Here is a 6,897-nt window from a genome sequence, read left to right as displayed (position 1 = left end):
TCGGTGTCGCGCAGTTCGATGCGGGTGAGCATGGCGCCAGGGTAGCGGTGCGGCCGCACCGGGGAGCGCGGAGCCCGGGCAGCGGGCCGAGGGGCTCGAAGCGCCCGCGCAGCAGCTCCCACACGTGCTCCTGGCGCACGCCCGGGTCCACGACGGCCGCGTCCGCCATCGGCTCGATCTCCGCCAGGACGGTCGGGTTGTGCATGCGCAGCACGACGACGACCGGATTTGTCCCCCACCGCCCGGCGGGCGGCGCGCACCGCCTCGCGGTCCTCGGTGCTGTAGGGCTCGCTGAGAGGGGACTCGATGAAGACGTCGGCGGCGCTCGTGGCGAGCTCGGCGCCGCTGGCCTCGGCGGCGCCGAGACGCGGGTCGGAGGAGGTGTTGACGCACACCCCGAGCGGGCAGGACCCGGCCAGGGCCTGCATGGCGCTGCTCCAGCGGGCGGCCGTGTCCGCAAGCTCCAGGGTAATGGCCAGGATGTGGCGCAGGTGGTCCTTGGTGAGCATGTCAACCTGCTGGTCGGTGAGGGACCAGGCGAGCAGGCCGGCCTCGGCGAGGACGACGTCGACAGCGTCGAGCGAGGTCCTGGTCTCCTCCACGGTCAGGGCCCCAGCCGGCTGCGGCTTGAGCCTGTCGGCTCCGGCCTTGAGCAGGGTACGGACAGGCACATTCGGTCTCGTGGGGCAGTGTCTGACCTCGCCGCCGTGCCGACGACGAGCCCGGGTCGGACCGGGCAGCTCGCCCCACCCGTTCGTGAACGTTCACATTTGCGTCGTCGGTCATTACACTCGTCCGCAACAGCAGGACCGGGCACCGCCGCCCAGGCACCGACCGCCGTCGGCCCCACCGGCATTCGGGCACCACGACCACCAACGGAGCACCTCGCATGAGCACCCCCACCGTCGACCTGAGCCGCACCGCCCTCGGCATCGAGCTGGGCTCCACCCGCATCAAGGCAGTCCTCACCGACGAGCTCGGCACCGTGCTGGCCACCGGCGGCCACGACTGGGAGAACTCCCTCGTCGACGGCGTGTGGACCTACTCCCTCGACGAGATCCTCAGTGGCCTCCAGTCCGCCTACGCGGCCCTCGCCGCTGACCTGCGCGCCACGCACGGCGTCGAGCTGACCACCACCGGTGCCATCGGCGTGTCCGCGATGATGCACGGCTACATCCCCCTCGACGCCGACGGTCGGATGCTTACCCGCTTCCGCGCCTGGCGAAACACCATCACCGCCGTTTCCTCACGTGCGCTCTCCCAGTGCTTCGGTCTCAACATCCCCCAGCGCTGGACCATCTCCCACCTCCACCACGCCGTGACCGGGCACGAGGAGCACGTCAGCCGCATCAGCCACGTGACCACGCTCGCCGGCTACGTCCACTTCCGGCTCACGGGCCGCCACGTCCTGGGCGTCGGCGAGGCCTCCGGTGTCTTCCCCATCGGCCCCGGCAACCGCTCCTTCGACGCCACCATGCTCCAGGCCTTCGACGCCCTGGTCGCCGACGAGGACGCGGTCACCTGGTCGCTCACGGACATCCTGCCCGACGTCGTCCTGGCCGGGCAGGACGCCGGCATGCTGACGGCCGACGGCGCCGCCCTCCTCGACCCCACCGGCGCCCTGCGTCCCGGCATCCCCCTGTGCCCGCCTGAGGGTGACGCCGGCACCGGCATGGTCGCCACCAACGCCGTGCGCCCGCGCACCGGCAACGTCTCGGCCGGCACGAGCGCCTTCGCCATGATCGTCCTCGAGGAGCCGCTGCGCACCCTCATCGAGGAGATCGATCTCGTCGCGACGCCCTCCGGTGCCCCCGTCGCCATGGCGCACGCCAACACCTGCACCTCCGACCTCAACGCCTGGGTCGAGGTCTTCTCCCAGTTCGCCCAGGCCATCGGCGCCCCCGTCGAGCGCGGCCCGCTCTTCGACGTGCTGCTCGGTGCTGCCGCCACGGCCTCGATGGACGAGGCCGGGGTCCTGAGCTACAACTTCCTGTCCGGCGACGCGCTCGTGGGGCTCAGCGAGGGGCGGCCGCTCACCGTGCGCCGTCCCGAGGCGCGCCTGAGCCTCGCTGGCCTCATGCGCTCGCACCTGTTCGCCCTCTTCGCGGCCATGGCGCACGGTCTGCGCATCCTGCGCGAGGCCACCGACGTGCGCATCGACTCGATGCGCGCCCACGGCGGCATCTTCAAGACCCCCGAGATCCCCCAGCGTGCGCTGGCCGCCGCCTTCGACACGCCCGTGTCCGTCGCCGCGACCGCCTCCGAGGGCGGCGCCTGGGGCATGGCCCTGCTCGCCGGCTACCGTCTGTGGGGTGAGGGCCGCAGCCTCGAGGACTACCTGGAGGAGGTCGTCTTCGCCCAGACCCAGGAGGTCACCATCGAGGCGACGCCCGAGGAGGTCGCCGAGTACGCCCGCTACCTCGACCGCTTCGTCGCCGGCCTGGAGCTGGAGCGCACGGCCGTCGAGGTGTGCTGAGGCCCGCCCCAGTGCGCCCAGGCGGCGCGGCGCTCCGAGGGCGCCCACCCGGTGTCCGCGGTGGCGACCTCGCCGGTGACGGCGCTGACGACGAGCGCCGCCAGCCCGGGCTCGCCACGCTCGTGGCAGTCGTGGTCCAGCATGTGCAGCAGCGGTCCCATGTGACGCGGCAGGACGATCCCTCCGATGGCCTGCGACAGCTCGCCGTAGGTGATGACCTGTTGCGCGCACGCCGCCTCCATGAGCACGCTGCGGGCACGCGCCGTGGCCAGCGCGAGCCTGGGCGTGAGCGTGTGCTGGCGCCGGCCCACGGGGTACCTGGCGCCGACGGCGAGGACAAGGTCCTCAGGCCCCTCCTGCGCCGCCCCTGCCGGCTGCGCGTCCCGCCCTGTCATGCGCGCAGCCTACGCGGGGTGCACAGGCAGGGGGCGCGGCGGCACCTGGCACACTGGGCCCATGAGCCTTCACCCCCACCCCGTCATCGACGTGCGCGGCGAGATCAAGCTCGGCCAGTTCCTCAAGCTCGCGGGGCTCGTGGAGGACGGCGCTGAGGCGCGCGTGGCCGTCCAGTCAGGCGACGTCCTCGTCAACGGGGAGCCCGAGACCCGCCGCGGTCACCGCCTGGCCGATGGCGACGTCGTCGTCGTGGACCTTCCGGCCGGCGAGGCCGGCGCCGTCGTCCGCCTCGTCGCAGGGCGCTGAGGCCGGGCTACCGCCACGGCCCGCCGGGACCGTGCTCCGCCGCTGCCCGACGGGCGCCGGGCAGGCGCTCAGCGCGACAGGCAGGCCGGGCCCAGCAGCGCCTTGATATCCGAGTAGAAGGCCTGGCTGGCCTCCACCCGCAGCGACGCGTCGAGCTGGGTGCGCACCTCACGCCCCGGGCTCGTGAGCGTCAACCTCACCGGGCTGTCCCCCGGGTGCTTCTCCAGCACCGTGCGGAACCTCTCCACCAGCGGCCCCGTGCAGCGGTTGGTCGGCAGCGTGATCGTCACGGCCGCGTGCGAGGCGCTAGAGACGTCCGGGATCGTCAGCTCCTGCGCGTACAGGGACACCTGGCCGTCTCGCCGGTTGAGCTTGCCGCGGACCGTCACCACGGTGTCCGGCGCCAGCATCGTCGAGACGGTCTGGTAGGTCGCCGGGAAGAACAAGCACTCGACGCTGCCACCCAGGTCCTCGACCTGGACGATGGCCCACAGGTTGCCCTGCTTGGTCGTCTTGCGCTGCAGGGAGGTGATGAGTCCCGCGACCGTCACCATGGCGCCGTCGGGCCGGTCCTCGTTGGCGATGAGGTCGGCGATCTCCGTGTCCGCCAGCTTGCCCAGCAGCCCCTCCAGGCCCAGCAGCGGGTGGTCGGAGACGTACAGGCCCAGCATGTCGCGCTCGTAGGCGAGCTTGTCCTTCTTGTCCCACTCGGGCAGGTCGGGCACCTCGGAGGAGAAGACCGGCCCCGAGGAGAAGGGGTCCTGCCCGGCGTCGTCACCACCCATGAGGGAGGCGAAGAGGTCGAACTGCCCGGCCGCCTCGTTGCGCTTGACCCCGATGACCTCGTCGACGAAGTCCTCGTGGCAGGCCTGCAGCGCCCGGCGGGACCTGCCCAGCGAGTCGAAGGCGCCGGCTTTGATAAGGGAGTCGATCGTGCGCTTGTTGCACACCACGGCAGGGACCTTGTCGAGGAAGTCCTCGAAGGACGTGTAGGCGCCCTTGTCCGTGCGCGCCTCGACGATGCCGGCCACGACGTTCGCGCCGACGTTGCGCACCGCCCCCATGCCGAAGCGGATGTCGTCACCGACGGCGGAGAACTGGGCCCGGGAGGCGTTGACGTCCGGGGCCAGGACACGGATGCCCATGTGCCGGCACTCGCCCAGGTACACGGCGAGCTTGTCCTTGTTGTCCTTGGCGCTTGTGAGCAGGGCCGCCATGTACTCGGTCGGGTAGTGGGCCTTGAGGTAGGCGGTCCAGTAGGTGACGACGCCGTAGGCCGCCGAGTGCGCCTTGTTGAAGGCGTACTTGGCGAAGGGGACCACGACGTCCCACAGGGCCTTGACCGACTCCTTGGAGAACCCGTTGGAGACCATGCCGGCCTCGAACTCGACGTACATCTTCTCCAGGATGTCCATCTTCTTCTTGCCCATGGCCTTGCGCAGCGCATCGGCCTTGCCCATCGTGAAGCCCGCCAGGTCCGTGGCGATCTTCATCACCTGCTCCTGGTAGACGATGAGGCCGTAGGTGTTGCCCAGGATCGGCTCGAGGGCCTCCTTGAGCTCGGGGTGGATCGGGACGATCTCCTGCACCCCGTTCTTGCGCAGGGCGTAGTTCGTGTGCGACTCGGCCCCCATGGGGCCGGGGCGGTACAGGGCGCCGACGGCGGAGATGTCCTCGAAGTTGTCGGGCTTCATCAGGCGCAGCAGGGTGCGCATGCCGCCGCCGTCGAGCTGGAAAACGCCGAGCGTCTCGCCACGTGCCAGCAGCTGGTAGGTCAGGGCGTCGTCGAGGGGGACGTGGTCGATGTCCAACGGTTCCTTGCCGTTGGCGACGATGTTGTCCAGGGCGTCGGAGATGACCGTGAGGTTGCGCAGCCCCAGGAAGTCCATCTTGAGCAGGCCCAGGTGCTCGCAGGTGGGGTAGTCGAACTGGGTGATGTAGGCGCCGTCCTGAAGGCGCTGCATCATGGGGATGACCTCGGTGAGCGTCGTGGAGGACATGATGACGGCGCAGGCGTGCACACCCCACTGGCGGGTGACGCCCTCCAGGCCCCGGGCGAGCTCGACGATCTTCTGGGCGTCCGGGTCTGACGCGTGCAGGTCCCGGAACTCCTGGGCCTCGCCGTAGCGCTCGTCCTCGGGGTTGAACATGCCCCCGATGGTGATGTCCTTGCCCATGATGGTGGGAGGCATCGCCTTGGTGAGCTTGTCCCCGACGGCGTAGGGGTAGCCCATGACGCGGCTGGCGTCCTTGAGGGACTGCTTGGCCTTGATGACGCCGTAGGTGACGACCTGGCTGACCTTGTCCGAGCCGTACTTGCCCTTGACGTAGTCGATGACCTCCTCACGCCTGCGCTCGTCGAAGTCGACGTCGATGTCCGGCATGGAGATGCGCTCGGGGTTGAGGAAGCGCTCGAAGATGAGGCCGTGCTCGATGGGGTCGAGCTCAGTGATGCCCATGGCGTAGGCGACGATCGAGCCGGCACCCGAGCCTCGGCCGGGCCCGACGCGGATGCCGTGGTCCTTGGCCCAGTTGATGTAGTCGGCCACGACGAGGAAGTAGCCGGGAAAACCCATCTGGACGATGACGCCGATCTCGTACTCGGCCTGGCGGCGCCGGTCCTCGGGGATGTCACCATGGTAACGGCGCTCCATGCCGCGCCAGCACTCCTTGACGAACCAGGAGTCCATGGTCTCGCCCTCGGGCACGGGGAAGACGGGCATGAAGGAGGCGCCCTCATCGACGGTGCGGAAGGTGACGTCGCACTGCTCGGCGACCAGGAGCGTGTTGTCGCAGGCCTCGGGCACCTGCGAGAAGAGCTCGCGCATCTCCCGGCCGGGGCGCAGGTAGTAGGTGGGGCCGCCGTCGAACCTGAAGCGGTCCGGGTCTGACAGCACGGAGCCGGAGTTGATGCACAGCATCGCGTCCTGGATGGTGGCGTCCTCGGGGCGCACGTAGTGTGAGTCGTTGGTGGCGATGAGCGGGGCGCCGAGCTCCGCCGACAGCCGCAGGAGGTCCTTGGTCACCCGCGTCTCGATGTCGAGACCGTGGTCCATGAGCTCGACGTAGAAGAAGTCCTTGCCGAAGATGTCCTGCAGCTCGCCCGCGCAGCGGCGGGCCTCGTCCCACTGCCCCAGGCGCAGACGGGTCTGGACCTCGCTGGAGGGGCAGCCGGTGGAGCCGATGAGGCCGCTCGCGTAGCGCGAGAGGATCTCGCGGTCCATGCGGGGGGCCTTGCCCCACTGGCCCTCGAGGGAGGCGTAGGAGTCCAGGCGCATGAGGTTGTGCAGGCCCTCGTCGTTGCGGGCGAGCAGCGTCAGGTGGGTGTAGGAGCCGCGGGCGGAGACGTCGTCGGAGCGCTGTGACTCCTCGCCCCAGAAGACGCGGGTCTTGTCGAAGCGGCTCGTGCCGGGGGTCATGTAGGCCTCGACGCCGATGATCGGCTTGATGCCGGCCTTCCTGGCCTCTGCGTAGAACTCGTAGGCGCCGAACATGTAGCCGTGGTCGGTGATGGCCAGGGCGCGCTGGCCCAGGCGCTTGGCCTCGGCGATGTAGTCCTTGATCTTGCCGGCGCCGTCGAGCATCGAGTAGTCCGTGTGGACGTGCAGGTGGACGAAGTCGTCCGTGGGGGCCCCGGTGCGCGTGTGCGTCATGGGGCCATCCTAGGTGCGGGCGCCGAGGTGCTCGAGGGCGCGGGCCCGGGGGCGGCGCCCGCCGGG

4 protein-coding genes and 1 pseudogene are annotated in these 6,897 nt (G+C 70.2%); 2 read left to right on the top strand and 3 right to left on the bottom strand.

The window, feature by feature from the left end; all coding sequences use genetic code 11:
- Window positions 1-671 (bottom strand): annotated as a pseudogene (locus ACSJJR_RS07865) (hypothetical protein); the annotation flags it as partial.
- A 218-nt stretch (window positions 672-889) separates the two neighbouring features.
- On the opposite strand from ACSJJR_RS07865, the gene ACSJJR_RS07860 reads away from it, so the two are divergent.
- Entirely contained in the window at window positions 890-2,476 is a 1,587-nt protein-coding gene (locus tag ACSJJR_RS07860; RefSeq protein WP_435942884.1) for a xylulokinase, read from the top strand.
- Here ACSJJR_RS07860 and ACSJJR_RS07855 read toward each other — a convergent pair.
- Complete coding sequence (locus ACSJJR_RS07855; RefSeq protein WP_435942883.1) at window positions 2,416-2,871, bottom strand: hypothetical protein; 456 nt, start codon at window positions 2,869-2,871, stop codon at window positions 2,416-2,418. The two genes, ACSJJR_RS07860 and ACSJJR_RS07855, sit on opposite strands and share 61 nt — an antisense overlap.
- Window positions 2,872-2,932: 61 nt before the next feature.
- Between ACSJJR_RS07855 and ACSJJR_RS07850 the strand changes: the two genes are divergently transcribed.
- Window positions 2,933-3,178, top strand: a complete 246-nt coding sequence (locus ACSJJR_RS07850; RefSeq protein WP_435942882.1) for an RNA-binding S4 domain-containing protein — start codon at window positions 2,933-2,935, stop codon at window positions 3,176-3,178.
- 68 nt (window positions 3,179-3,246) lie between these two features.
- Here ACSJJR_RS07850 and dnaE read toward each other — a convergent pair whose 3' ends face one another.
- Window positions 3,247-6,831 (bottom strand): DNA polymerase III subunit alpha, encoded by a 3,585-nt coding sequence (gene dnaE / locus ACSJJR_RS07845; RefSeq protein WP_435942881.1) that lies wholly within the window; start codon window positions 6,829-6,831, stop codon window positions 3,247-3,249.
- Window positions 6,832-6,897: the final 66 nt, after the last annotated feature.

It is taken from the genome of Actinomyces sp. W5033 (assembly GCF_051303165.1).
The sequence above is the reverse complement of the archived record's forward strand: the minus strand, read 5'-3'. Positions and strand labels throughout refer to the sequence as shown.

Excerpts from the sequence above, each read along its gene's own strand:
- ACSJJR_RS07860 (WP_435942884.1), top strand. The coding sequence starts at position 890 with ATGAGCACCCCCACCGTCGACCTGAGCCGCACCGCCCTCGGCATCGAG.
- ACSJJR_RS07855 (WP_435942883.1), bottom strand. The coding sequence starts at position 2,871 with ATGACAGGGCGGGACGCGCAGCCGGCAGGGGCGGCGCAGGAGGGGCCT.
- ACSJJR_RS07850 (WP_435942882.1), top strand. The coding sequence starts at position 2,933 with ATGAGCCTTCACCCCCACCCCGTCATCGACGTGCGCGGCGAGATCAAG.
- dnaE (WP_435942881.1), bottom strand. The coding sequence starts at position 6,831 with ATGACGCACACGCGCACCGGGGCCCCCACGGACGACTTCGTCCACCTG.